Source organism: Amycolatopsis sp. NPDC006131 (assembly GCF_040614175.1).
In the GTDB taxonomy this organism is placed as follows: domain Bacteria; phylum Actinomycetota; class Actinomycetes; order Mycobacteriales; family Pseudonocardiaceae; genus Amycolatopsis_E; species Amycolatopsis_E tucumanensis.
The window spans coordinates 1-21,713 of sequence record NZ_JBEXTX010000125.1 but is presented as its reverse complement, the minus strand read 5'-3'; the positions used below and the strand labels follow the sequence as shown (position 1 = coordinate 21,713).

General features: G+C 73.4%; 29 protein-coding genes and 1 pseudogene. 20 read left to right on the top strand and 10 right to left on the bottom strand.

The window, feature by feature from the left end; all coding sequences use genetic code 11:
• Both ABZ215_RS37670 and ABZ215_RS37665 read left to right on the top strand, forming a co-directional pair.
• A partial coding sequence (locus ABZ215_RS37670; RefSeq protein ID WP_354955293.1) for a hypothetical protein occupies nt 1-185 on the top strand: 185 nt, incomplete at its 5' end.
• A gap of 92 nt (nt 186-277) precedes the next feature.
• Complete coding sequence (locus ABZ215_RS37665) at nt 278-1,333, top strand: sulfite oxidase (protein WP_354955291.1); 1,056 nt, start codon at nt 278-280, stop codon at nt 1,331-1,333.
• A gap of 368 nt (nt 1,334-1,701) precedes the next feature.
• On the opposite strand, the gene ABZ215_RS37660 is transcribed toward ABZ215_RS37665, so the two are convergent.
• Nucleotides 1,702-2,160: a helix-turn-helix domain-containing protein gene (locus ABZ215_RS37660; protein ID WP_354955299.1), complete on the bottom strand. Its 459-nt coding sequence runs from the start codon at nt 2,158-2,160 to the stop codon at nt 1,702-1,704.
• Nucleotides 2,161-2,524: 364 nt separating this feature from the next.
• Here ABZ215_RS37660 and ABZ215_RS37655 point away from each other — a divergent pair, with 364 nt between their 5' ends.
• The 12 genes from ABZ215_RS37655 to ABZ215_RS37600 all read left to right on the top strand — a co-directional run bounded on the left by ABZ215_RS37655 (nt 2,525) and on the right by ABZ215_RS37600 (nt 8,722).
• Complete coding sequence (locus ABZ215_RS37655) at nt 2,525-3,106, top strand: hypothetical protein (protein WP_020418068.1); 582 nt, start codon at nt 2,525-2,527, stop codon at nt 3,104-3,106.
• Nucleotides 3,107-3,111: 5 nt separating this feature from the next.
• Nucleotides 3,112-4,149: an SRPBCC family protein gene (locus ABZ215_RS37650; protein ID WP_354955289.1), complete on the top strand. Its 1,038-nt coding sequence runs from the start codon at nt 3,112-3,114 to the stop codon at nt 4,147-4,149.
• Nucleotides 4,146-4,541: a gas vesicle protein GvpJ gene (gene gvpJ, locus ABZ215_RS37645; RefSeq protein ID WP_020418066.1), complete on the top strand. Its 396-nt coding sequence runs from the start codon at nt 4,146-4,148 to the stop codon at nt 4,539-4,541. The genes ABZ215_RS37650 and gvpJ overlap by 4 nt, the downstream gene beginning before the upstream one ends.
• A complete protein-coding gene (locus ABZ215_RS37640; RefSeq protein ID WP_354955287.1) occupies nt 4,538-5,302 on the top strand; it encodes a GvpL/GvpF family gas vesicle protein in 765 nt (254 codons plus the stop codon). The genes gvpJ and ABZ215_RS37640 overlap by 4 nt, the downstream gene beginning before the upstream one ends.
• Nucleotides 5,303-5,305: 3 nt before the next feature.
• Nucleotides 5,306-5,551 (top strand): gas vesicle protein GvpG, encoded by a 246-nt coding sequence (locus ABZ215_RS37635; protein WP_020418064.1) that lies wholly within the window; start codon nt 5,306-5,308, stop codon nt 5,549-5,551.
• A gap of 7 nt (nt 5,552-5,558) precedes the next feature.
• Nucleotides 5,559-5,861 carry a gas vesicle protein gene (locus ABZ215_RS37630; protein WP_039791447.1) on the top strand — a complete coding sequence of 101 codons (303 nt, stop codon included), beginning with the start codon at nt 5,559-5,561 and terminating at the stop codon, nt 5,859-5,861.
• A gap of 1 nt (nt 5,862) precedes the next feature.
• Nucleotides 5,863-6,228: a gas vesicle protein gene (locus ABZ215_RS37625; protein WP_020418062.1), complete on the top strand. Its 366-nt coding sequence runs from the start codon at nt 5,863-5,865 to the stop codon at nt 6,226-6,228.
• Nucleotides 6,212-6,988: a GvpL/GvpF family gas vesicle protein gene (locus ABZ215_RS37620; RefSeq protein WP_354955285.1), complete on the top strand. Its 777-nt coding sequence runs from the start codon at nt 6,212-6,214 to the stop codon at nt 6,986-6,988. The genes ABZ215_RS37625 and ABZ215_RS37620 overlap by 17 nt, the downstream gene beginning before the upstream one ends.
• Complete coding sequence (locus tag ABZ215_RS37615; protein WP_020418060.1) at nt 6,985-7,176, top strand: gas vesicle protein; 192 nt, start codon at nt 6,985-6,987, stop codon at nt 7,174-7,176. Before ABZ215_RS37620 ends, ABZ215_RS37615 begins: the two co-directional genes overlap by 4 nt.
• A complete protein-coding gene (locus ABZ215_RS37610; protein WP_020418059.1) occupies nt 7,169-7,459 on the top strand; it encodes a gas vesicle protein K in 291 nt (96 codons plus the stop codon). Before ABZ215_RS37615 ends, ABZ215_RS37610 begins: the two co-directional genes overlap by 8 nt.
• Before the next feature lie 65 nt (nt 7,460-7,524).
• The gene (locus tag ABZ215_RS37605; protein WP_027935867.1) at nt 7,525-7,806 is read left to right on the top strand and encodes a transglycosylase; all 282 of its coding nucleotides are present in this window, start codon (nt 7,525-7,527) and stop codon (nt 7,804-7,806) included.
• Between the two features lie 82 nt (nt 7,807-7,888).
• Nucleotides 7,889-8,722, top strand: coding sequence for a hypothetical protein (locus ABZ215_RS37600; protein WP_354955283.1), 834 nt, complete (start codon nt 7,889-7,891; stop codon nt 8,720-8,722).
• A gap of 157 nt (nt 8,723-8,879) precedes the next feature.
• Here ABZ215_RS37600 and ABZ215_RS37595 read toward each other — a convergent pair whose 3' ends face one another.
• The 3 genes and pseudogenes from ABZ215_RS37595 to ABZ215_RS37585 form a co-directional block, all read right to left on the bottom strand.
• A complete protein-coding gene (locus tag ABZ215_RS37595; RefSeq protein WP_354955297.1) occupies nt 8,880-9,134 on the bottom strand; it encodes a tannase/feruloyl esterase family alpha/beta hydrolase in 255 nt (84 codons plus the stop codon).
• Nucleotides 9,086-9,577 carry a tannase/feruloyl esterase family alpha/beta hydrolase gene (locus ABZ215_RS37590; protein WP_354955295.1) on the bottom strand — a complete coding sequence of 164 codons (492 nt, stop codon included), beginning with the start codon at nt 9,575-9,577 and terminating at the stop codon, nt 9,086-9,088. The genes ABZ215_RS37595 and ABZ215_RS37590 overlap by 49 nt, the downstream gene beginning before the upstream one ends.
• A gap of 100 nt (nt 9,578-9,677) precedes the next feature.
• Nucleotides 9,678-10,253: pseudogene (locus tag ABZ215_RS37585) on the bottom strand (tannase/feruloyl esterase family alpha/beta hydrolase); the annotation flags it as partial.
• 210 nt (nt 10,254-10,463) lie between these two features.
• On the opposite strand from ABZ215_RS37585, the gene ABZ215_RS37580 reads away from it, so the two are divergent.
• The gene (locus ABZ215_RS37580; RefSeq protein ID WP_020418056.1) at nt 10,464-10,835 is read left to right on the top strand and encodes a sporulation protein; all 372 of its coding nucleotides are present in this window, start codon (nt 10,464-10,466) and stop codon (nt 10,833-10,835) included.
• A 21-nt stretch (nt 10,836-10,856) separates the two neighbouring features.
• On the opposite strand, the gene ABZ215_RS37575 is transcribed toward ABZ215_RS37580, so the two are convergent.
• A complete protein-coding gene (locus ABZ215_RS37575; protein ID WP_354955281.1) occupies nt 10,857-11,531 on the bottom strand; it encodes a response regulator transcription factor in 675 nt (224 codons plus the stop codon).
• Nucleotides 11,532-11,717: 186 nt separating this feature from the next.
• Here ABZ215_RS37575 and ABZ215_RS37570 point away from each other — a divergent pair, with 186 nt between their 5' ends.
• Nucleotides 11,718-12,542 carry a class I SAM-dependent methyltransferase gene (locus ABZ215_RS37570; protein ID WP_020418054.1) on the top strand — a complete coding sequence of 275 codons (825 nt, stop codon included), beginning with the start codon at nt 11,718-11,720 and terminating at the stop codon, nt 12,540-12,542.
• Nucleotides 12,543-12,545: 3 nt separating this feature from the next.
• On the opposite strand, the gene ABZ215_RS37565 is transcribed toward ABZ215_RS37570, so the two are convergent.
• Nucleotides 12,546-13,076, bottom strand: a complete 531-nt coding sequence (locus tag ABZ215_RS37565; protein ID WP_354955279.1) for a TetR/AcrR family transcriptional regulator — start codon at nt 13,074-13,076, stop codon at nt 12,546-12,548.
• Nucleotides 13,077-13,166: 90 nt separating this feature from the next.
• Between ABZ215_RS37565 and ABZ215_RS37560 the strand changes: the two genes are divergently transcribed.
• Nucleotides 13,167-14,687, top strand: a complete 1,521-nt coding sequence (locus tag ABZ215_RS37560) for an MFS transporter (RefSeq protein WP_354955277.1) — start codon at nt 13,167-13,169, stop codon at nt 14,685-14,687.
• On the opposite strand, the gene ABZ215_RS37555 is transcribed toward ABZ215_RS37560, so the two are convergent.
• Both ABZ215_RS37555 and ABZ215_RS37550 read right to left on the bottom strand, forming a co-directional pair.
• Complete coding sequence (locus ABZ215_RS37555; RefSeq protein WP_354955275.1) at nt 14,626-15,936, bottom strand: hypothetical protein; 1,311 nt, start codon at nt 15,934-15,936, stop codon at nt 14,626-14,628. The two genes, ABZ215_RS37560 and ABZ215_RS37555, sit on opposite strands and share 62 nt — an antisense overlap.
• A gap of 39 nt (nt 15,937-15,975) precedes the next feature.
• A complete protein-coding gene (locus ABZ215_RS37550) occupies nt 15,976-16,695 on the bottom strand; it encodes an SDR family oxidoreductase (RefSeq protein ID WP_020418050.1) in 720 nt (239 codons plus the stop codon).
• A gap of 55 nt (nt 16,696-16,750) precedes the next feature.
• On the opposite strand from ABZ215_RS37550, the gene ABZ215_RS37545 reads away from it, so the two are divergent.
• Nucleotides 16,751-17,293 (top strand): MarR family winged helix-turn-helix transcriptional regulator, encoded by a 543-nt coding sequence (locus ABZ215_RS37545; protein ID WP_020418049.1) that lies wholly within the window; start codon nt 16,751-16,753, stop codon nt 17,291-17,293.
• Here the strand turns inward: ABZ215_RS37545 and ABZ215_RS37540 are convergent.
• Nucleotides 17,241-18,650, bottom strand: a complete 1,410-nt coding sequence (locus ABZ215_RS37540) for an MFS transporter (protein WP_354955272.1) — start codon at nt 18,648-18,650, stop codon at nt 17,241-17,243. The two genes, ABZ215_RS37545 and ABZ215_RS37540, sit on opposite strands and share 53 nt — an antisense overlap.
• Before the next feature lie 93 nt (nt 18,651-18,743).
• On the opposite strand from ABZ215_RS37540, the gene ABZ215_RS37535 reads away from it, so the two are divergent.
• Complete coding sequence (locus ABZ215_RS37535; protein ID WP_354955270.1) at nt 18,744-19,403, top strand: helix-turn-helix domain-containing protein; 660 nt, start codon at nt 18,744-18,746, stop codon at nt 19,401-19,403.
• Nucleotides 19,404-19,416: 13 nt separating this feature from the next.
• Here the strand turns inward: ABZ215_RS37535 and ABZ215_RS37530 are convergent, their stop codons facing one another.
• Nucleotides 19,417-19,746, bottom strand: coding sequence for a hypothetical protein (locus ABZ215_RS37530; protein ID WP_237334773.1), 330 nt, complete (start codon nt 19,744-19,746; stop codon nt 19,417-19,419).
• Nucleotides 19,747-20,115: 369 nt separating this feature from the next.
• Between ABZ215_RS37530 and ABZ215_RS37525 the strand changes: the two genes are divergently transcribed.
• Nucleotides 20,116-21,713, top strand: a 1,598-nt coding sequence (locus ABZ215_RS37525; RefSeq protein ID WP_354955268.1) for a DEAD/DEAH box helicase, incomplete at its 3' end; no start/stop codon positions are given.

The following is a 21,713-nucleotide window of genomic DNA, read 5'->3' as shown; positions in this document are numbered from 1 at the left end:
TCGGTCGCGCGCTCGGCAGCATCGGGCACGCGATGGTGCCGGCCGGCGCGCCCTACGACGTCGGTTTCGCGTTGCCCCGTCCGGACTATCCGCCGCTGGGCCATCCGGCCGACCGTCTCGCCGTGCCGCTTTCGGCGCGGGAACGGGAAGCGTTCCACGTGCTGGCCGCGGACCTCGCGCTGTGAACGTGCGGCGGCGGACCGTGCTCGGCGTGGCGGGGGTCGCCGCCGCCGGTCCGTTGTGGACAGCAGCGACCGCTGCGGCCGACACTCCCATCGTGAAACCCCTGCCGCCGGAGGACTTCACCGTGCTCGGCACGAACGCCGAGATGCGGTGGGACTCGCCGCACCCGGTCGGGGACATCGTGCCGGTGTCCCGGTTCTTCGTGCGCAACCACACCGCCACCCCGCTGCTCGACGCGCGGACCTGGCGCCTGGAGATCACCGGCGACGGGCTGCGCGGCGGGCCGGTCACCGTCACCTACGACGACCTGCTGCGCCTGCCGTCGGAGACGATCACCGCGGCCATCGAGTGCGCGGGCAACGGGCGCGGCTTCTTCACCTCGCAGCAGGGGCAGACCGTGTCCGGCACCGCGTGGCGGCTCGGCGCGATCGGGGTGGCGCGCTGGCGGGGCGTGCCGCTGGCGACGCTGCTGCACCGGGCCGGCCTCGCTCGCGACGCCGTCGACGTGCTGCCCGAAGGTCTCGACGCCGACTACGTCACCGGCGGCGTCAACCTGGGCCGGGTGCGGCGCCCGCTGCCGGTGGGCAAGGCGCTCGACGACGTCCTGGTCGCCTACGAGATGAACGGCGAACCGCTGCCGCCGGACCACGGCTTCCCGGCGCGGCTGGTGGTGCCGGGCTGGATCGGCATCGCGTCCATCAAGTGGCTCGGCCGCATCCAGGTGTCCCGCACCCCGCTGGACTCGCCGTGGGACACGCAGTACTACCGGCTGACCGGCCCGGACTACCCGCCGGAAGGGGTGCTGGTGACGCGGCAGAACACCAAGAGCGTGTTCGAACTGCCGTGGCGGGCGACCCTCGCCGCGGGCCGGGAGCACGTGCTGCGTGGCCGGTCCTGGTCCGGCACCGGCGGCATCCGCCGGGTCGACGTGAGCACGGACGACGGCCGCACGTGGCGGCGCGCCGAGTTCGTCGGCAGCGGCCGCGGGTGGCAGCGGTGGACGCTGCGGTGGCGGCCGGGCCTGGGCGAGCACACGCTGCGGGCGCGCGCGGTGGACCGGCACGGCGTGGCCCAGCCGGACATCGAGCCGTACAACACGCAGGGCTACCTGTTCGGCGCGGTGGTGCGCCACCCGGTGGTGGTGGTCTGAGGTGGCGGGCCGGTGCGGGTGGCGGCAGCTTCCGCTGGTGGGGGTGGCAGCGCTTCTCGGCAACGGCGGCGCTGTCCTGGCCGGCCGCCATGGCCGACGGGCGCTCGGCGCCACCCGGTGGTGGCAGTCTGACGTGGCGGCTCGGTGCCGGGTGGCGGCAGCTTCCGCCGGTGCGCGTGGCAGCGCTTCTCGGCAACGGCGGCGCTGTCCTGGCTAGCCGCCATGGCCAACGGGCGCTCGGCGTCACCCGGTGGTGGTGGTCTGACGTGGCGGGCCCGTGCCGGTAGCAGCAGCTTCCGCGGTGCGCGGCAGCGTCCCTCGGCCTGGCGACGTGTCCTGGCCGCCGCCACGTCCAACGGGCGCCCGGTCTAAGCGCTGCGCGTGTAGAAGAAGTCCTCTCCACCGCCGGAATCGCCGGTCGTCACCTCGACCGGGCAGCCGAGCACACCGGACAGTTCCGCGCCCAGCCCGGCGATGTCGTCGGCCGTCGCGGCGGGGCGTAGCGCCACCGCCAGGTCGAGTCCGGAGTCCGGGCGGTCCTCGCCGCGGGCGGCGGGGCCCGTCAGCCACGCCCGCGTCACCGGGTAGCGCGTGAGGACCTCGGTGGCGCTTCGCCGCTGGCGCTCCAGGAGCTCGCTCGGGCGCAGCGCGTTCACGAGCTCCGTGGCGAGGTGGAAACCCGCCGCGCGCAGCAGGCGTTCCAGCATCGCGACCGACGGCTGGCGGCGGCCTGCCTCGATCGTCGCCACCGTCGACTGTGGCACGCCCGCCAGGCGCGCCAGTTCCCGTTGCGACAGTCGCCGCTGCCCGCGGGCGGCGGAAAGCAACTTCGCCGCGGTTCCGGTGACAGCGGATCCGCTCTCGATTCCCTCGCTATCGGTACTCGTTTCGTCACCCATTTCCGCGCGGAGAATTGTCCCGGCGATTTTCCGGAGTATAGGTCCACCCCGGACGCCGATGCCGGAAACTGGCTGTTGAACCGTGTTTTGACGCCCCAGTAGGGAAATGGTGAGTAGATCTTGGACAAAGATCGTGTCGTGGAAATTGTTTTTCGGCCGCCGCTCGCAGTTTTTCCGCCGAGGCGGCGGGGTAGTTCTCGGCCGGTACATCCTGCTCGCCCCGATGAGTTCGGGGGGTGGCGCGTGGGTTGTCGGCAGGACTCGCCAATCGCCGGAGTCAGGAGGACTACGAATGAAGGCAGGATCGCGTGTCGCCCTCGGTGTCGGGCTCGGCTACCTACTGGGCCGCACGAAGAAGATGCGCCTGGCGCTGATGATCGCGGCCGCGGGAGCGACCGGCAAGACCGGCGTCACCCCGGGGAAGCTGCTGCAGAACGGCCTGAGCCAGCTCGGCTCGTCCGCGGAGCTGACGAAACTGACCGACGTCGCCCGCGACCAGCTGCTCAGCGCGGCGAAGGCGGCCGCCGTGACGGCGGCCTCGCAGCGCATCGAGTCGCTCAGCGAGCGCCTCCAGGACGGTGCGAAGCGCCCGTCCGCGGACGAGGGCGCCGAAGAGGAGCCGGAGGACACCGACGAGGAGACCGAGGACCGGGCCGAAGAAGCGCCCGAAGAGGACGAAGAGTCCCAGGAAGAGCCGGAGGAGGAGCCCGAAGAGGAGCCCGCGCCACCCGCGCGCGCCCGCCGCACCGCCACCCGGCGCCGCCGGCCCGAGCCCGAGCCTGAGGACGAGGACGAAGAGCCCGCTCCCACCCGGGCGCGCCGCACCGGCCGGGCGGCCGCCGCCCGCACCCCGGTCCGCCGGGCGCGGAGGTGAGCGCTGTGGCCACCGACCAGATCAGGAAGACTCTCGAGAAGACCACCGACACGGCCTCCGGCGTGGCCGACGCCGCCCCGAAGCCGTCCAGCGAGCTGACCGAAGCGCTGCGCAAACTGGCCGGCGCGGTCACCACCCGCGCGTCGACCTCGCTGGCGAACCGGATCACCTCGACCTCCGGGCGCCTGCAGGACTACGCCTCCGGTGGCGGCGGTGGCGGCCTGATCGAAGCCGTCACCGGCGGCAAGCCCAGCGTCAAGGGCAAGGCGATGATGGGCGCGGTCAAGGGCGGGCTGTCCGGGCTCGCGGACAAGGTGAAGGACGCCGTTTCCGGCGGCGGTGGTGGCGGGGGCGGCAAGCTCAAGGTCACCAACATCGTCGAGCAGGCCGACATCGGCGCCCCGATCGACCTGGTGTACGACCAGTGGACCCGCTTCACCGAGTTCCCGCGCTTCATGAAGAAGGTCGAGAACGTCGACCAGACCAGCGACGAGAAGCTGACCTGGAAGGCGCAGATCTTCTGGTCGCACCGCACGTGGGAGTCGACGATCCTCGAACAGGTCCCCAACGAGCGCATCGTGTGGCGCTCCAAGGGCGAGAAGGGGCACGTCGACGGCGCGGTCACCTTCCACGAGCTGACCCCGGACCTGACCCGCGTCGTGCTGGTGCTGGAGTACCACCCGCAGGGCCTGTTCGAGCGCACCGGCAACATCTGGCGGGCCCAGGGGCGGCGCGCGCGGCTGGAGCTCAAGCACTTCCAGCGGCACGTGATGACCGAAGCGATCCTGCACCCGGACGAGGTGGAGGGCTGGCGCGGCGAGATCCACGACGGCCAGGTCCAGGACAGCGACGAGGAACCGGAGGAGGAACCCGAGGAGCCGGAGCCCGACGAGGCCGAGGCGCCCGACGAGGAAGAACCGGACGAGGAAGAACCCGAAGACGAAGAGCCCGAAGACGAAGAGCCCGAAGAAGAGGCCGAGGAACCGCCGGCGCGGCGGACACGCGCCCGGGCGTCGGCGGGCAGAGGACGGAGCAGGCGATGACGACAGCGGTTCAGCCGTCGGGCGGCGGCGGGGGCCTGGACCGGCCCACCTCCAGCAGCCTCGCGGACGTGATCGACACGATCCTGGACAAGGGACTCGTCCTGGACGCCTACGTGCGCGTGTCGCTGGTCGGGATCGAACTGCTGACCATCGACGCCCGGGTCGTCATCGCGAGCGTGGACACCTACCTGCGGTTCGCCGAGGCGGTGAACCGGCTGGACATCTCCGACACCGAGCAGAAGGGCCTGCCGGACCTGCTGGAGGACGTGACCTCCGGCGGCTCGAAGGCGAAGACCCGGGGAGCGCTGGAAGCCGCGGGCGAGAAGCTGCAGGACCTCCTCGGCGGCGACGAGGAGCCGGAGCGCGCCCGCCGGAAGGGCGGTGGGCGATGAGCGAGGAGCGGGAGACGGTGGTCTACGTGTACGGCATCGTGCCGTCCGACGTCGAGACCGATCCGGAGGCCCGTGGCGTCGGCGACCCGCCTGCCGAGGTCCGCGCGGTCAAGCACGACCGGATCGCCGCGCTGGTGAGCGAGGTCCCGCGGGACAAGCCGCTCGGGCGGCCGGAGGACCTCACCGCGCACGCGGCGCTGCTCGACGCGGCCGCCGCCGAGGTGCCGGTGCTGCCGTTGCGCTTCGGCGCCGTGGTCACCGACGAGGACGCCGTGCGCACGGAACTGCTCGAAGCCAACCAGGACGACTTCGTCGCGGCACTGGACGAGCTGGAGGGCAAGGCGCAGTACGTCGTGAAGGCGCGCTACGTGGAGGAGACCATCCTGCGCGAGATCCTCGAGTCCGACGAGAAGCTCGCCCAGTTGCGGGAAGCGATCCGCGGGAAGTCCGAGGACGCCACGCGCAACGAGCGGATCGCGCTGGGCGAGGGGATCGGCAACGCGATCGCCGCCCGGCGCGAGGCCGACACGAAGCGGGTCGCCGACGCGCTCGCCGAGATCGGCGCCCAGGTCGCCCCGCGCGAGCCGACGCACGAAGAGGACGCGGTGCACCTCGCGTGCCTCGTCGAGACGGCGAAGCAGTCCGATCTGGAGGAAGCCGTCGGCCGCGTCGCGCGGGACTGGTCGGGCCGCGCCGAGGTGCGCCTGCTGGGCCCGCTCGCGGCGTACGACTTCGTCGTGACACAACGGCCGGAGGCGTAGCGCATGGGCCTGCTGTCCGGGATCCTCGGCCTCCCGCTGCTGCCGGTGCGCGGCGTGATCCAGCTCGGCGAGCTGATCCAGCGCCGGGTCAACGAGGAACTCGCCGCGCCCGCGTCGATCCGCCGCGAACTCGAAGCGGCGGAGGAAAAGCGCGCGGCAGGGGAGATCTCGGCGGAGGAGGAGGCCGAGGTCCAGCAGCAGGTCCTGCGGCGGCTGGACGTGACGGAGACCGACGAGAAGGAGAGGTGACCGCCAAGTGGCTGCACGCGATGAGGCCGGCGGAGACGGCGTGCTGTCCGCGCCGGAAGCGGCCTCGCGGGCGCTCGCCCACGCCGGCGAGCTGATCAGCCGGAACCCGGTGTCGGTCACCTCGGTCGAACCCACCGACGACGGCTGGCTCGTCGAGCTCGAAGTGCTGGAGGACCGGCGGATCCCGTCCTCGGCCGACATGCTCGCCCTGTACGAGCTGGAGCTCGGCGCCGACGGGGAGCTGCTCGCCTACCGGCGCACCAAGCGGTACGTCCGCGGCCGGGCCGACAGCGGAAGCGGGGTGTCCTGACATGGCCGCCGGGCAGCCGGCCACCACCCCCGGCGGAGGCGGGTCGCCCGCGCTGGGCAACCACCAGCCCGCCAACCTGGGGGACATCCTGGAGAGAGTGCTCGACAAGGGGCTGGTGATCGCCGGGGACATCCGGGTCAACCTGCTCGACATCGAACTGCTGACAATCAAGCTGCGCCTGGTGATCGCGTCGCTGGAGACCGCGCGGGAAGTCGGGATCAACTGGTGGGAAAGCGATCCGTGGCTCTCCGGCGACACCACGCGGCTGCAGAGGGAGAACCGCGAGCTGCGTGCCCGCGTCGAGGAGCTGGAGGGCGCGGGCGACCACGCCGTGATCGAGGACCGGCACGGTGACCGAGGTGCTTGAGGACAGCGGGATCTGGCTCTACGCCGTGGCCCGGCGGGAGAACGCCGGCGCGGCGGGCGAACTGCGCGGCGTCGCCGGGGAGGCCCTGCGCGCAGTGGAGGCCGGCGAGCTGGCGGCCGTCGTCGGCGACGTGCCACTGGAGACGTTCGGCGAGGAGGCCCTGCACCGCAACCTGGAGGACCTGGACTGGCTCGGCGCCGTCGCCCGCGCCCACGACGCCGTGGTCGGCGCCCTCGCCGGCGCCGGTCCGGTCGTGCCGGTGCGGCTGGCCACGGTGTACCGCGACGAGCACGGCGTGCGCCGCGTCCTCGAACACCGCGGGCACGAGCTGGCGCGCACCCTGGACCGCGTGGCCGGGCGGACCGAGTGGGGCGTCAAGGTCTTCCTCGAGGAGCCGCCGCCGGCCGGGCGTGCGGAGACGCCGTCCCGCCGGGGGGCCGGGACGGCGTACCTCGCCCGGCGCCGCGCCGAACGCGACGCGCGCGCGGACGCCGAACGGCTCGCGCGCGAACAGGCCGCGAAGGTCCACTCCAGACTCGCGGCGCTGGCCGCCGGCGCGCGCCTGCACCCGTTGCAGAGCAAGGCGTTGTCCGGTGACGACCAGCAGATGGTGCTGAACGCCGCCTACCTCGTCGGTGACGACCACGCGCGTGCCTTCGCCGAGGCGGTGGCGGCCTGCGACGACGACAGCCCGGCGATCCGGGTCCAGCTCACCGGGCCGTGGCCGCCGTACTCGTTCTCGTCCTTGGAGGAAACATGACCGAACCGCTTCCCGCGCCCGTCGCCGACCAGCCCGTGGCGCTGGTCGACCTCCTCGACCGGGTCCTCGCCGGCGGGGTCGTCGTGACGGGTGAGATCACCCTGTCCATCGCCGACGTCGACCTCGTGCACATCTCGCTGCGGACGCTGCTGTCCTCGGTGAGCGCACTGCAGCCCGCCGATGACTGACCCCGCGAAGCGCCGCATCGACACCGATCCGGACAGCGTCGAGCGCGGTCTGGCCAGTCTCGTGCTGACCGTGGTGGAACTGCTGCGGCAACTGATGGAAAAGCAGGCGCTGCGACGGGTGGACCGCGGCGACCTCACCGACGAGCAGGTCGAGGCGATCGGGCTGACGCTCATGCGGCTGGACGAGCGCATGGCGGAACTGTGCGAGCATTTCGGCGTGTCCCCGGAGGAATTGAACATCGATCTCGGCCCGCTCGGCCCGTTGCTGGCGGATCGGCGGTGATGTGAAATAGGTTTCATCGGGAATTGTCCGGGAATCCGGAACCATCGCCGAACAATGGAGTTGCGATGGCTATATCCGGAATCATCAGTGCCTTGGTCGTGGGGCTGGTCATCGGTGTTCTCGGCCGGCTGCTCGCGCCCGGCAAGCAGAACATCCCGATCTGGCTGACCATCGTCGTCGGTATCGTCGCGGCCTTCGCAGGCACCGCGATCGCCCGGGGTGTCGGGTACGCCGACACCGACGGTATCGACTGGCTCGAAGTGCTGACCCAGCTGGTGCTCGCCGTCCTCGGGGTCTCGCTGGCCACCGCCCTGCGGGGCGGCCGCCGGCGCAAGCTCATGCACTGACCCCCTTCCCGGCCCGGCCCGGTCCGGACACCGTTTCCGGCCCGGGCCGGGCGCCCGGTCCCCTCATTCACGGATGTGAAAGATGAACGTCACCCAATTCTGGAACGACGCGGTCGGGAAAGTGATCACTTTCCTGCCGAAGTTCGCGGTGTTCCTCGTCGTGCTGATCGTCGGCTGGCTGGTCGCGAAAGCGTTGCGCAAGGTCGTCAAAGTCGTGCTCGAACGGGTCGGTTTCGACCGGGCGGTGGAGCGCGGCGGAATCAAGCGTGCGCTGGAACAGTCCCGGTACGACGCGAGCGGGCTGCTGGCCGCGCTCGTCTACTACGCGGTCCTGCTGATCGCCCTGCAGCTGGCGTTCGGCGTGTTCGGGCCGAACCCGGTCAGCGCCATCCTGGCGGCGATCGTGGCCTGGCTGCCGCGCGCCATCGTCGCCATCGTCATCGTGATCGTCGCCGCGGCCGTCGGCAGCGCGCTGCACGACCTGATCCGCGGCGCGATGGGCGGGCTCAGCTACGGTCCCCTGGTCGCGAAGGTGGTGCAGGTCGTGGTGATCGCCTTCGGTGTCATCGCGGCGCTGAACCAGATCGGCGTGGCCACCACGGTCACCGGGCCGGTGCTGATCGCGCTGCTCGCGACCGTCGGCGGTGTGCTGGTCGTCGGCGCGGGCGGTGGCCTGATGCGGCCGATGCAGCAGCGCTGGGACCGCTGGCTCAACCGGGCCGAGGAGGAGATCCCGTCGGCCCGCACCAGGGCCGAGGCCTACCGGCGCGGCCGTGAGGACGCGGAACGGGAAGCCGGCGCGGGCGCCCCGCGGCACGCGGCCGAAACCGCCACGATGCCGCAGGAGCGGACCGCGACGATGCCGCCGTCGTCGCAGGGCAGCGCGACGATGCCGCAGGACCGGCCCCCGGCCTGACGCGCTGAGCCGAACGGGGCGCCGCGGCTCGCGGCGCCCCGTTCGCTTGCCGTTCTCAGCGGATTTTCCGCGTCAGCCAGGTCTCCTCCGGACGGCAGGTGAGCGTGGTACCGGCCGCCGCGCACCAGGTCTGGTACCCGTGGGAGTAGAGCCGCGGTCAGACCCAGCGGTAGTCCGCCGGCGCGGCACGGGGTGTGGACGGGACGAAGTTGGCCGCGTCGTCGGCGTTGCCGGTGCCGTCGTAGCGAGCGACCACCGGGTACGGGAACACCGGGCGGGTGCGGGTGGTCGCGCCGCCCGCGACTGTGGAGGCGACGATCCGGCCCGGCTGCCTGCCGCTTTCCACCCAGGCCATCACCGGGGTCAGGACGTCGGCGGTGCCGAGCCCGTCGCCGCCACCGCAGTGCGCCATGCCGGGGAACAGGTACAGGCGGGCGAACCCGTCCACCGCGCGCTCGCCCATGGTCCGCCGATCGCGTCCCAGTAGGCCAATGTGGACTGTGGGGCGATGTGCTGGTCGTTCCAGCCGTGCCAGAGCAGCAGCTTGCCGCCGCCGCGGCGGAAGGCGGACAGGTCCGGGTCCATCGCGGCGAGGTAGCTCGACGACTGGATGGTCCGCCAGCACAAATCCACGGTGAACTGCAGGTCCGTCACCCGGAAGTCCGGGTCTTGCGCGTCCGGGAAGGCGAGGTGGCGCAGGTAGGACTCGGCGAACCTGGCGCTGGCCGGGATCTGCTGCGGGGTGGCCGGAACGAACAGCGTCCACTCCAGCTCCGAGCCCCACTCGTGGGCGATCGCCGGTTCCAGGCGGCGGCCCTGCACGTCGGCGGCCCCGTCGTGCAGTTTGCGCACCACGGCCGCTTCGGCGGGGGAGAGACAGGTCGTGGAGTCCTGCCCGGATCAGTGGGAGTTTGCCCGCGAAGAGGATGAAGCCGCCGTCGGCGTCGAGGTTGGCCACGACGTTCCACGCGTGGTGGAAGGTGTTCTGCACGGCCATGTTGCCGGCCGGGGCGCCCGCGGCGATGCCGTCGAAGTCGCCGGGGTAGCGCTGGGCCGCCATGAGCGCTTCGCGGCCGCCGTCGGAGCAGCCGGTGAAGTACGAGTAGGCGGGCCCGCGGCCGTAGAACCGGGCGATGATCGCTTTGGCGACCTCGGCGGTGACGTGCACGCCGCGGTAGGCGAAGTCGATCTGGGCCTGCGGGTTGTCCAGCGCCCACGATCCGTCGTCGCGGCCCTGGTGTCCCATGTCGGTGGTGGCGCTGGCGACGGTGCCGTCCCGGACCGGCGGGCAGGTGGCGGCCTGGCCGTAGTCGATCACCGCGCTGCCGCACAGGCCGCCGCACCCGGTCTGCACGTATCGCTGGGTCCAGCCGTGCACCGGGAGTCGCAGGACGACGGTGTTCGCAGGCGCGACGGTGCCGCGGACCTCGCAGTACGGCGCGGCACCGGGCACAACCCTCGCGGACTGGATGGTCACCGGAGCGTCGGTGACGCCCGTGAGGTCGAGGCCGGGCACGTCGGCGCAGTCCATCGCGGGCGGGACGGCGGGCAGGTTCGCGAGCCCGTCGGCGGTGACGCGCTGGGCCGCGGCGCCCGGCGCGGGCAGCACGCTCGCCGCGACGAGCAGACAGGCGGTGGCGGCGAGACGGCGGAGGGGCCTGGTGAGGACCATCGGCACTTCCCGGTGCGGCCGCGGGTGCACCACGATGCCTTCATCCCACAGGTCTCCAGGAGGGTCGCGATGAAGATCGACGAGCTGATCGAGAAGGCGAAGAGCTCGGCCGGTGCGAAGCTCGTGTACACCGAGCCCTACGAGAAGGACGGCATCACGGTGATCGCGGCGGCGAGCGTCGCCAGCGGGGCGGGCGGCGGTGACGGCGTCGACAAGGAGGGGCAGCACGGCGAGGGCGGCGGGTTCGGGGTGACCGCCAGGCCGACCGGCGCCTACGTCATCAAGGACGGCACGCTGCGGTGGGAGCCGGCCATCGACGTCAACCGGCTGGTCGGTGTCGTCGGCGCGGTCGTGGTGGCCGTGTTGCTCTTCAGCTCGCGCATCGCGAAGGTGCACGCCCGCCGGGCCATCGCGCGGGCCGCCGCGGTGCCCGCGCCCTGACCGCAGTTCGGCGTGGTGCCGTCAGCGCACCACGGGCGTCCGGGGCCGGGGCGCGTCCGCGTGCTCCCGGTTCTGGAGCCTGGCCGCGAGGACCGCGGCCTGGGTGCGGCGTTCCAGCCCGAGCTTGGCCAGCAGCCGGGAGACGTAGTTCTTGATGGTCTTCTCGGCGAGGAACATCCGCTGCGCGATCTGGGCGTTGGTGAGCCCTTCGCCGATGAGGTCGAGCAGGGTGCGCTCCCGGGCGGTGAGCCCGGCCAGCGGCCCGTCGCCGGCGGCGTTCGCGCGCAGTTTCGCCATCAGGGTCGAGGCGGCACGCGTGTCGAGCAGGGAGCGGCCGGACCCGACCTCGCGCACGGCCGAAACCAGGTGCAGCCCGGCGATGTCCTTGATGGCGTAGCCGCCCGCGCCGGCGAGGATGGCGTTGAGCATGGCCTCCTCGTCGGTGTAGGAGGTCAGTATGAGGACGTTGAGCTCGGGGATCCGGGACCGCAGTTCACGGCACAGCTCGATGCCGTTGCCGTCGGGCAGGCGCACGTCGAGCACCGCGACGTCGGGCTGGAGTGCCGGAATCCGGGCCATGGCCTGCGCGGCGGTGGCGGCCTCGCCGACGACCTCCAGCCCCGGGTCGGTGCCGAGCAGCTCGGCGACACCACGGCGGACGACCTCGTGGTCGTCGACCAGGAACACGGTGATCACGGCAGGACCCTTTCGCAGGTGACCTACCCAACCTAGAGCCCGCCGGACGCCGGGCGGCGCGGCGGAAGTCACCTCCGGCAGGGACCAAGGTCACTTTCGGGACTCACCACCCGCCCCGGCGCGTTCCCGGCAGTTGTTAACGGGTCGTTTTCCCCGGTCCGCCCGCAGCGCCGCCAGACTGGGCGGATGAGCACCGGAACCGGCTACGTGCTGGGGCACCACGATCCCGAGGTCGAGCGGCTCCTGCTGCAGGGGCGCCTCTACCGCGGCCACACCGAGCACGCCTTGCGCCAGGCCGGGCTCGAACCCGGCATGCGCGTCCTCGACGTCGGCTGCGGCCCGGGCGACGTGTCGATCGCCGCGGCGCACCTGGTCGGGCCGGCGGGATCGGTGACCGGTGTCGACGCGCAGGCCTCGATCCTCGACCTCGCGGCGTTGCGGGCCGCCGAGGCCGGGCTGTCGAACGTCACGTTCCGCCACGCCGCGGTCGAGGAGCTCGACGCGCCCCGGCCGTTCGACGCGGTCATCGGCCGCCTGATCCTCATGCACCTGCCGGACCCGGTCGCCGCGCTGCGCCGGCTGGTGGGACTGGTCCGGCCGGGCGGCCTGGTGTCCTTCCAGGACTTCGAGGTCAGCGGCGCCCGCAGCGCCCCGGCGGTCCCGCTGTTCGAGCGGGTGCGGGACGTCATCGTGCAGGCGTTCCGGGGTGCGGGCGCGACCACCGAGACGGGCACCGCGCTGCCGGGGATCTTCCACGCGGCTGGCCTGCCCATGCCCGCCTTGACGATGGGCGCGTGCCTCGGCCCACTGTCCGATCCGGACATCCTGGGCTTCGTGATGGGCGTGTGGCGCGCCTTGTCGCCGGTGGCCGTCCAACTCGGACTGGACGTCGGCGACCTCGCCGACCTCGACCGCCTGCCCGCCCGGCTGGTCGCCGAGGCGGCGGAAGCGGGCGCGATCGCGATCCTGCCGCCGCTGGTCAGCGCCTGGGCGCGGGTGCCTGCCGGCTGAGCCTCAGGACAGGCCGAGCCGGCGCAGGGCCTCCGGCAGCCGGTCGAGCAACGGTTGCGGCGGCTGCCCGCCGAGGGTGGCGCGCAGGTACAGCCCGTCGCCCAGCAGGCCCACGATCTCGGCGGTGAGCGGATCGTCCACATGCCCGGCCAGCAGCTCCGCCCACAGCCGGCCGCACTCGTTCATCGCGTCGGTGACCTTCGGCTCGCTGCCCAACAGCCGCAGCGCGGCGATCGAGGCGCGGTGCGCCGGCTTGGTCATGTCCGCGTCGGTCACCGAGGAGAGCAGGTAGTAGCGCACCACCCCTTCGGGAGCCGTGCGCGCGTACTCGACGTCCGCGGCCGTCAGCCGCAGCAGCCGGTCGAGGAGGCCGTCGAGCAGGGCTTCCTTCGACCCGAAGTGGTAGAGCAGCCCGCCCTTGGACACCTTCGCGCGCGCGGCGACGGCGTCGAGGGTGACCGCGGCCGAGCCGCTCTCGATGAGGATGTCCTGGTAGGCGTCGAGGATCTGTTCCCGCGCGGAGGGGCGTCCCATGGCCCTTGACTATACCGTCCGGACGGTTTAGTTTCGATTTCAGGGGCAAACTGTACCGTCCAGACTGTTCAGAAAAGGATCGTGATCGTGATGGCCGGGGGACGCCGGGACTGGGCCGCACTGGGTGTGCTGGTCCTGCCCGTGCTGCTGATCAGCGTCGACATGACCGTGCTCGGTTTCGCGCTGCCGTACCTCAGCGAGGACCTCGGCCCGACCGGCGCCCAGCAGCTGTGGATCGTCGACATCTACTCGTTCGTGCTCGGCGGGCTGCTGGTGCTCATGGGCACGCTGGGGGACCGGATCGGGCGGCGCAAGCTGCTGCTGTCCGGCGCCGTCGCGTTCGGCGTCGCGTCCGTGGCCGCGGCGTTCGCGACCAGCCCGGGCATGCTCATCGCGGCGCGGGCGCTGCTCGGCGTCGGCGGGGCGACCCTGATGCCCTCGACGCTGGCGCTGATCCGCTCCATCTTCACCGACCCGGCGCGGCGCCGGACCGCGATCGCGGTGTGGGGCGCCGGGTTCTCCGGCGGGATGGCGCTCGGCCCGGTGCTGGGCGGCTGGCTGCTGGAGCACTTCTGGTGGGGCTCGGTGTTCCTGATCAACGTGCCGGTGATGGTGGTGCTGCTCGTCGCGGGGCCGCTCCTGCTGCCGGAGGCGCGCGACCCGCGACCGGGCCGCTTCGACCCGCTGTCCGCCGTGCTGTCGCTGGCCGCGGTGCTGCCCGTGGTGTACGGCATCAAGCGGTTCGCCGAGCACGGCGCCGATCCGCTCGCGGCCGTGAGCGCGTTGATCGGCGCGGCGTTCGCGGTGGTGTTCGTGCGGCGTCAGCGCGCGCTGCCGGACCCGATGCTGGACCTGGCGCTGTTCCGGGACCGCCGGTTCAGCGCGTCGGTGCTGACCAACATGCTCGGCGTGTTCGCGCTCGTCGGGTTGCTGTTCCTGGTGCCGCAGTACCTCCAGCTGGTGCTGGGGCTGCGGCCGATGACGGCGGCGCTGTGGCTGCTGCCGACGACGGTGGCCGGGATCGCGGGCTCGTTCGCCGCCGCCCGGCTCGCCCGGCGCGTTCCGGTCCCGCGGCTGATCGCCGGCGGGCTGCTGGCCGCGGCGGCGGGGTTCGGGGCGCTGGTGGCGCTGGGCGTCCACAGTGGACTGGCGATCCTGGTGGCCGGGATGTCGCTGGTCGGGTTCGGCGTGGCGCTGTCCGAGACGCTCACCAACGACCTGATCATCACCGCGGCGCCGCCGTCCCGCGCCGGCGCGGCGTCGGCGATCTCGGAGACCGGGTTCGAGCTGGGCGGCGCGCTCGGCACGGCGGTGCTGGGCAGCATCGCGGCGGCGGCCTACCGGGCCGGCGTGCCGGGCGACGCGGGGGAGACGGCGCGCGAAACCCTCGGCGGCGCGGTCGCCACGGCCGCCGGGCTGCCGCCCGCGCAGGCCGAGGCCCTGCTGGCCGCGGCCAGGGAAGCGTTCGTGCACGGCCTGCAGCTGAGCGCCGTGGCCGGGGCCGCGCTGCTCGCCTACACCGGCGTGCAGGCGCTGGTCCTGCTGCGGTCTAGAGGAACAGGCGCAGCACCCGCGCACGAGCCTCGCCGAGCAGTGGCTCCGCGCGGCTGACGAGGTCACGCAGTTCGGCGGCCCGCTCGCCGCGCGGGGCGGTGTAGGTGGTCGCGGATCCGTGGGCGAACCAGTTGCTCAGGTCGGTGCGAGCGGTTTCCCGGAGCGGCTCGTCCGGGCCCAGCAGCAGGCGCAGGTCGAGAGCGAGACGGGTCCAGGTGTCGCGAGCGGACAGCAACTGGAACGCGTTGCGCCTGCGGTGCGCTGGCTGGCCGGGATCCAGCATGCCGTGCAACGCCGCCTCGTCGATCTCGGCGGCGCACCCGCGCAGCGCGAGCACCACCTGCCGGGCGACGCGCGGGGATGGGTCGGACAGCAACGGCGCCAGGCGGGCGGCCGGGACCACTCGCAGCCGCCGCAACGCACGGACGGTTTCGGCGCGCACCTTGGGCCGGGGATCCGCGAGCAGCGGCAGGAGCAGCGCCCCGTCGGCTTCGGTTCCGGTCTCGCCGAGGCCCGCGACCGCACCCGGGCTCGCCGCCGCGGCCACCAGCTTGCGATAGTGCGGCGCCGGGTCCTCGCCCGCGCGGCGCAGGACGAACTGAGCGTACGCGCGGACCAGCGAAGCGGGGTCGGCCAGTGCCGGCCGCGCGTCGGCGGGGTCGCGGATCGCCTGGGCGCGCAGGGCGGCCGTGCCGCTGCTGCGGAGCAGGCGCAGCACCTCGGGGTCAGTGCTGCCGGTCAGGGCCTGCGCGCAGGTGAGCCGGATCTTCAGGTCCGCGTCCCGCAGTCCGGCCGTCAGCTCGCCGACGTCGGCGCGCCCCGAGGCGTAGACGGCCCGGCGGGTGAGCACGTCGGGGGAGGCGAGCGCCGCCGAGCGGACTTCGGGCGTCCGCAGCATGCCTTCGAGCGTCACGGCCAGCCACTCGCCCTGCACGCGTGGCCGCAGCAGGCACGCGAACGGGAACAGGTCCACCGCGGTCATCGGATCCCGGAAGAGGTGGCGCAGGCACTCCCGCCGGGCGCGCTCGGCCACCTGCGGCACCCAGTCCGCCGCGCGGATCGCGAGCACCGGCAGGGCGATCCGCTCGTCGAGGCGCGTCAGCGCGGCTTCACGGAGGCGGCCGTCCCGGCCGAGCGCCCGTGCCAGGACGCCGCGATGCCCCTGCGGGTGGCGCCGAGCGCCGTCGTCGACGGCGAGCCACAGGCGCGGGCTCGCCCCCGCCATCGCCGCGACCTCGGCGTCGGCGTCCCACGCGGCACGCACCGCCGCGAGTCGCTCCGCCACCTCGTCCTGGTTGATCCGCACCCGGCGATCGTCGCGGGTGCGGGCCCGTCAGCCAACCGGTTATCGCGTGGTGTGGGCTCCGCCGTTGACGTGCAGGGTCTGTCCGGTGATGTGGCGGGCGCCCTCGGAGGCCAGGAAGAACGTCGTCGCGGCGACGTCGTCCGGGTGGCCCGCCCGGCCGTTGTGCGTGGCGGCGATCAGGGCGCTGCGCCGGTCCTCGCTGAGTTTTCCGTGGAAGAAACCGGTTTCCGCGATGTAGCCAGGCGCGATCAGGTTGGCCGTCACGCCCTTCGGCCCGACCTCCGACGACAGCCCGGCCGTCCACGCCGCCAGCGCCGCCTTCGCCGCGCCGTAGGAGGACGCCGCGTACTCCGCGCCGATCGAGCCGATGTTGATGATCGAACCGCCCGGGCGCAACCGGTCCCGCACCGCGGTCGTGGTGAGCACGGCGCTGAGCAGGTTGGCGTCCAGGTTCGCCCGCCACGCGCGCAGCACCTCGCCGAGGCCCTCGCCGGCGGGCGCGGTGAGGTCGGTGTTGCCGCCGGCCATGTTGACCAGCACGTCCAGCTCCGGCCCGAGCTCCTCGGCCATCCGCGCCACCTGCTCCGGATCGGTGGCGTCGCAGGTGATGGCCCGCGCGCCGATCTCGGCCGCGGCGGCGGCGAGCCGTTCGCCGTTGCGGCCGGTGACGACCACGGTGTCCCCGGCCGCGCGGAACCGGGCGGCGACCGCCCTGCCGATGCCGTTCCCGCCGCCGGTGACCAGCACGATCCGCCCCACTGAGCATCTCCTCTCTGCTATGTTTAGCTCTAAACGTAGCGGAGGGAGGCAGGCCGTGTCGAACGACCCCGGCGCCGACGGCTACCCGATGGCGTCGATCCTGCGGTGGCCCGCGCACGACATCGCCGAGTCGTGGCGGCGCGAGCTGCCCGGCGTGCGCACGGAGTCCATCGAGATCATCACGCCGGTGTGGCGGGTGGCGAAACTCCTCGCCGACGACCGGCGGCGCACCCTGGCCGAACTCGGCGTCGATCCGTCCACACTGGACCTGCTGAGCGTGATCCGCCGGGCGGGGCCGCCGTACGAGCTGACCACCCGCGAGATCACCCGGCGCACGCTGGTCACTCCCGGCGCGGTGTCCCAGCGCGTGGCCCGCGCCGAACGGGCCGGGCTCGTCGAACGGGCCCCCTCGTCGGCGTCGCGCCGCGCGGTCGCCGTCCGGCTCACCGACGCCGGGCACCACCTCGTCGAGACGACCGTGCGCCGGCTGCTCGAACACGAGGCGGATCTGGTCGGCGGGCTCGCCCCGGACGAACGCCAAGCCCTCACCGGCCTGCTCGCCCGGCTGGAGCGGACCCTCGCGCCGGAACCAGGGTGAGCGCGATCAGCACGGCGACGGTCAGGAGCGCGGCGCCCAGCGCGAGGCCGAACGCGTACCCGTCAACGGCACTGCCGGCCGTGCCGGATCTGCTGTGCGCGGCGGTGCCGAGTGCGGCGAGCCCGAGTGACGCCCCGATCTGGCGTGAGCTGGTGAGCAGACCGGAGGCCGTGCCCGCCTCGCCCGGCGCGACGCCGCCCGTGGCCACCGACACCACCGGCCCGAGGCACAGTCCGAAGCCGACACTGGTCACGATCGACGGGCCGAGGACGTCGGCCAGGAACGACCCGTCGGCGCTCAGGAAGCCGAACCAGGCGAACCCCGCCGCGGTCAGCACCCCGCCGCCGATCATCAGCGTGCGCGGGGCGAACCGGTGGCCGAGCTTGACGGCCACCACCGACCCGGCGACCACCCCGAGCGCGAACGGCAGGAACTGGACGCCCGCGAGTGCGGGCCCGGTTCCGAGCACCTGCTGCAGGTAGAGCGACACGAAGTAGAACGCCGACGCCATCGCCGCGCCGAGGAGCAGGTTGTAGAGGTTCGCCCCGGCGACCGCCCGGCCGGCCAGCAAGCCCAGGCGCACCAGCGGATCGCGCGCCGTCGTCCGTTCGATGTGGACGAACGCGGCCAGCAGCGCGACGGCGATCGCCAGCGTGGCGAGCGTGACCGGCGAGGCCCACCCGTGCTGGTCGGTGCACACGACGCCGAACACGAGCGTGGTCATGCCCGCGGTGGCCAGGACGGCGCCCAGCACGTCCGGCCTGCCGGTGCGGACCGGCTTGTCGGCGTTGACGCCGCGTCGCGCCAGCACCGCCGCGACGGCGGCCATCGGCGCGCTGACGAACATCACCCACCGCCAGCCCGCGTACTCGGTCAGGACGCCGCCGATGAGCACGCCCAGGGCGCCTCCGGCGGCGTTCATCGCGCTCCACACGCCGAAGGCGCGCACCCGCTCCGGTCCGGCGGGGAAGGTCGCGGTCAGCAGCGCCAGTGCGGCCGGGGCGGCCGCCGCCGCGCCGATGCCCTGCGCGGCGCGTGCCGCGACCAGCTGTCCGGGGTCCTGAGCGAAACCGCCGGCCAGGGAGGCGATCCCGAACACGGCGAGCCCGGCCAGCAGGACATGCCTGCGGCCGTGCCGGTCGGCGAGCTTGCCGCCGAGCAGGAGCAGCCCGCCGAAGGTGAGCGCGTAGGCGTGGATCACCCAGGTCAGGCCGACCGCGGTGAACCCGAGCGCCGCCGCGATCCGCGGCAGCCCGACGTTGACCACCGACAGGTCCAGCGACACCGCGAACTGCACGACGGCCACCGCGGCGAGGGTGAGCCCCGCGCGCACAGCAGGCGGCTCCGTTGTGGTCATGCCTCGCTCCTCTCGAGGTTTTCGAACGCGTTCCGAAAGTAGCACCGGCGGGTCCGGCTGTCGAACGGGGAGGAGGGCAGCATGATGGGAGCCGTGCCCCGACCCGATGCAGCGCGCGCCCGGACCGGGCGGCCGCCGGTGACGTCCCGCGACGAGATCCTGGTCGCCGCGCGGCGGCTCATCGACCGCGACGGCTGGGAGAAGCTGAGCGTCCGCAAGCTGGCCGCGGAGCTGGGGATCGGGCCGACGACCCTGTACCACCACGTGCGGGACAAGGCGGACCTGCTGGTGCAGCTGCTCAACACCTACACCGGGCAGCTCGAGCGGCCGCGGTTGCCGGACGACCCGCGGGAGCGGATCGTCGTCGCGGCCACGGTGATGCACGAGGCTCTCGCGGCGTGGCCGTGGGCCGCGGAGGTCGTCACCGTCGACGGGTTCGTCGGCCTGCTCGACGAACCGGCGCTGTGGATGGTCGAAACCATCGTGGGCGGCGCCGTCGACAGCGGGTGCACCCACGCGCAGGCCGTCGGCGTCTTCCGCGACATCTGGTACTACACGGCGGGCGAGGTGCTCGTCCGCGCCCGCTCGGCACGCCGGGACGAACGCCCCCAGCGCGACGCCGCCTTCCGCTTCGACCCGGCGGAGACGCCGCATCTGGCGGCGATCGGGGACCGCTGGCCGGAGCTGGCGGCACGCGACACCTACGCCGACGGCCTGCGCGCGCTCGTCGGCGGACTGCTCGACCGGCGGTGACGAGAAGAGGCGCTCAGCCCCGTTCCTCCTGGATGGTCGTGTAGCGGTTGGGCAGGACCATGCAATAGAGGCTGCCGGTTTCGTTGGTCAGGCAGTACACCGGTTGCGTCGCGTCGGAGTTGCCCGCCTCGCGCTGCTCGCCGACCTTCTGGATGCTGATGTGCCGCGGGTCGGCAGGCGCCGGAACGGGAGCCTTGTCCCACGGGTGCCAGGCCAGCAGCCCGCCGCCGAGGCCGGCGACGAGGATCGCGGTGGCCAGCAGGCCGTGCCGGGACCGGGATTCCGTGGCGGCCGGGCGCGGCTCCTGCGGCTGCTGCGGCGCGGGGTTGTTCGGGTGCGACATGGCGAACAGTCAACATCATCGCGTCGGTGGCCCGAAGGCGGCCGGGGCCGGCGCGGAACCGGCCCCGCCGCGCCGAACAGGCCGTCGGAGCCGGGCAGGTTCCCGACGCCGAACAGTTGTAGAACAGCAGCTGCGGCGCGCGGCCGCCCCGGCGACGGTGGGTGAGCCCCGGCGATCGTGCGCCGGAACCGCAGGTGCCGGATCAGGGCGGGATCGAATCACGTCCGGTCGGCCGGTGCCGTGGTCTACACTGGTGATCGCGGCCCGCACAGTTCTGCCTCGGGCCGCGTTTCGTTGTCGGCCACCACGTGCCGCGACCGTGCCGGTCCGCGCCGGGCAGGACGACCCCCGACGTTCGGAGCTTTCCCCGTGACTTCTTCCCCCGCGCCCTCTTCTTCCGGGTCCACCTTCGCCGCGCTCGGCGTGCCCCCGGTGCTGGTCGCCGCGCTGGCCGAGCGGGGCATCGAGGCGCCGTTCCCGATCCAGGCGGCGACCCTGCCGCACTCGCTGGCCGGCCGGGACGTGCTCGGCCGGGGCCGCACCGGCTCCGGCAAGACCTACGCGTTCGCGCTCCCGGTCCTGACCCGGCTCGCCGCTCGCCGCACGCCGCGCAGGCCGGGCCGGCCCCGCGCGCTGATCCTCGCGCCGACCCGCGAACTCGCCACCCAGATCGACGCGGCGCTGGCGCCGCTGGCCGAGGCGCTGTCCCTGCGCACGATGACCGTGTTCGGCGGGGTCGGCGCCGCGCCGCAGATCGCCGGGCTGCGCGCCGGGGTGGACGTGCTGGTCGCGTGCCCCGGCCGGCTCGCCGACCACCTCGCGAGCGGGCACGCGCACCTCGACGCCGTCGAGATCACCGTCCTCGACGAGGCCGACCACATGGCCGACCTCGGGTTCCTGCCGCAGGTGAAGCGGCTGCTGGACCGCACCCCGCGCGACGGCCAGCGGCTGCTGTTCTCGGCCACCCTGGACGCCGGGGTCGACGTGCTGGTGAAGCGGTTCCTCACCGACCCGGTCACCCACAGCGTCGACTCCGCGCGCTCCCCGGTGGCGACGATGGAGCACCACGTGCTGCACGTCGAGCCGGACACGCGGCTGGACGTGCTGGTGGACCTGGCGGCCGCGCCGGGCCGGACGGTCGTGTTCACCCGCACCAAGCACCGGGCCAAGGCACTGACGCGCAAGCTCGTCGCGGCGGGCGTGCCCGCGGTGGAGCTGCACGGCAACCTCGGGCAGACCGCGCGGACCCGCAACCTGGCCGCGTTCTCCGACGGCAGCGCGACCACGCTGGTGGCCACGGACATCGCCGCCCGCGGCATCCACGTGGACGACGTGGCGCGGGTCATCCACGCCGACCCGCCGGTCGAGCACAAGGCCTACCTGCACCGGTCCGGCCGCACCGCCCGCGCCGGCGCGGCGGGCGTGGTGATCACCCTGATGACCGACGACCAGATTTCCGACGTCCGGGACCTGACCAGGAAGGCCGGGATCAGCCCGGTGACGACCCGGCTGGCGCCCGGGCACGAGCTGCTGAGCGAGCTCGCGCCGGGCGACCGGGTGTTCCGCAAGCCCTCGGTTCGCAGCGGTGCGGGTGCGGCCGGGGGTGGTGGCGAGGTTTCGCGGGACCGCGGCGCGGGTGCGGCTGCGCGCCGGTCCGGCGGCGCCCGGCGGAAGCCGGGTGGGGACGTGCGTGAGCAGCCGGGCCGCGAGGCGCGGCAGAACTCGCGCGGCGAGGGCCGCCAGGAGTCGGGCCGTGGTGCGGGCAGGTCTGGCGGTGCTGGTCGGCGGGAGCCGGATGCGCGGCAGGAGTCGGGCCGTGGTGCGGGCAGGTCCGGTGGCGCTGGTCGGCGGGAGCCGGATGCGCGGCAGGAGTTGGGCCGTGGTGCGGGCAGGTCTGGCGGTGCCGGCCGGCGGGAGCCGGATGCGCGGCAGGAGTCGGGCCGTGGTGCGGGCAGGTCTGGCGGTGC

What these genes read in the sequence shown, in the direction of transcription:
- ABZ215_RS37560 (WP_354955277.1), top strand. Translation starts at nt 13,167, where the DNA reads ATGGCCGGGGGACGCCGGGACTGGGCCGCACTGGGTGTGCTGGTCCTG.
- ABZ215_RS37615 (WP_020418060.1), top strand. Translation starts at nt 6,985, where the DNA reads ATGACCGAACCGCTTCCCGCGCCCGTCGCCGACCAGCCCGTGGCGCTG.
- ABZ215_RS37610 (WP_020418059.1), top strand. Translation starts at nt 7,169, where the DNA reads ATGACTGACCCCGCGAAGCGCCGCATCGACACCGATCCGGACAGCGTC.
- ABZ215_RS37655 (WP_020418068.1), top strand. Translation starts at nt 2,525, where the DNA reads ATGAAGGCAGGATCGCGTGTCGCCCTCGGTGTCGGGCTCGGCTACCTA.
- ABZ215_RS37595 (WP_354955297.1), bottom strand. Translation starts at nt 9,134, where the DNA reads ATGGCGCACTGCGGTGGCGGCGACGGGCTCGGCACCGCCGACGTCCTG.
- ABZ215_RS37625 (WP_020418062.1), top strand. Translation starts at nt 5,863, where the DNA reads ATGGCCGCCGGGCAGCCGGCCACCACCCCCGGCGGAGGCGGGTCGCCC.
- ABZ215_RS37570 (WP_020418054.1), top strand. Translation starts at nt 11,718, where the DNA reads ATGAGCACCGGAACCGGCTACGTGCTGGGGCACCACGATCCCGAGGTC.
- ABZ215_RS37605 (WP_027935867.1), top strand. Translation starts at nt 7,525, where the DNA reads ATGGCTATATCCGGAATCATCAGTGCCTTGGTCGTGGGGCTGGTCATC.
- ABZ215_RS37600 (WP_354955283.1), top strand. Translation starts at nt 7,889, where the DNA reads ATGAACGTCACCCAATTCTGGAACGACGCGGTCGGGAAAGTGATCACT.
- ABZ215_RS37580 (WP_020418056.1), top strand. Translation starts at nt 10,464, where the DNA reads ATGAAGATCGACGAGCTGATCGAGAAGGCGAAGAGCTCGGCCGGTGCG.
- ABZ215_RS37635 (WP_020418064.1), top strand. Translation starts at nt 5,306, where the DNA reads ATGGGCCTGCTGTCCGGGATCCTCGGCCTCCCGCTGCTGCCGGTGCGC.
- ABZ215_RS37640 (WP_354955287.1), top strand. Translation starts at nt 4,538, where the DNA reads ATGAGCGAGGAGCGGGAGACGGTGGTCTACGTGTACGGCATCGTGCCG.
- gvpJ (WP_020418066.1), top strand. Translation starts at nt 4,146, where the DNA reads ATGACGACAGCGGTTCAGCCGTCGGGCGGCGGCGGGGGCCTGGACCGG.
- ABZ215_RS37540 (WP_354955272.1), bottom strand. Translation starts at nt 18,650, where the DNA reads ATGACCACAACGGAGCCGCCTGCTGTGCGCGCGGGGCTCACCCTCGCC.
- ABZ215_RS37530 (WP_237334773.1), bottom strand. Translation starts at nt 19,746, where the DNA reads ATGTCGCACCCGAACAACCCCGCGCCGCAGCAGCCGCAGGAGCCGCGC.
- ABZ215_RS37565 (WP_354955279.1), bottom strand. Translation starts at nt 13,076, where the DNA reads ATGGGACGCCCCTCCGCGCGGGAACAGATCCTCGACGCCTACCAGGAC.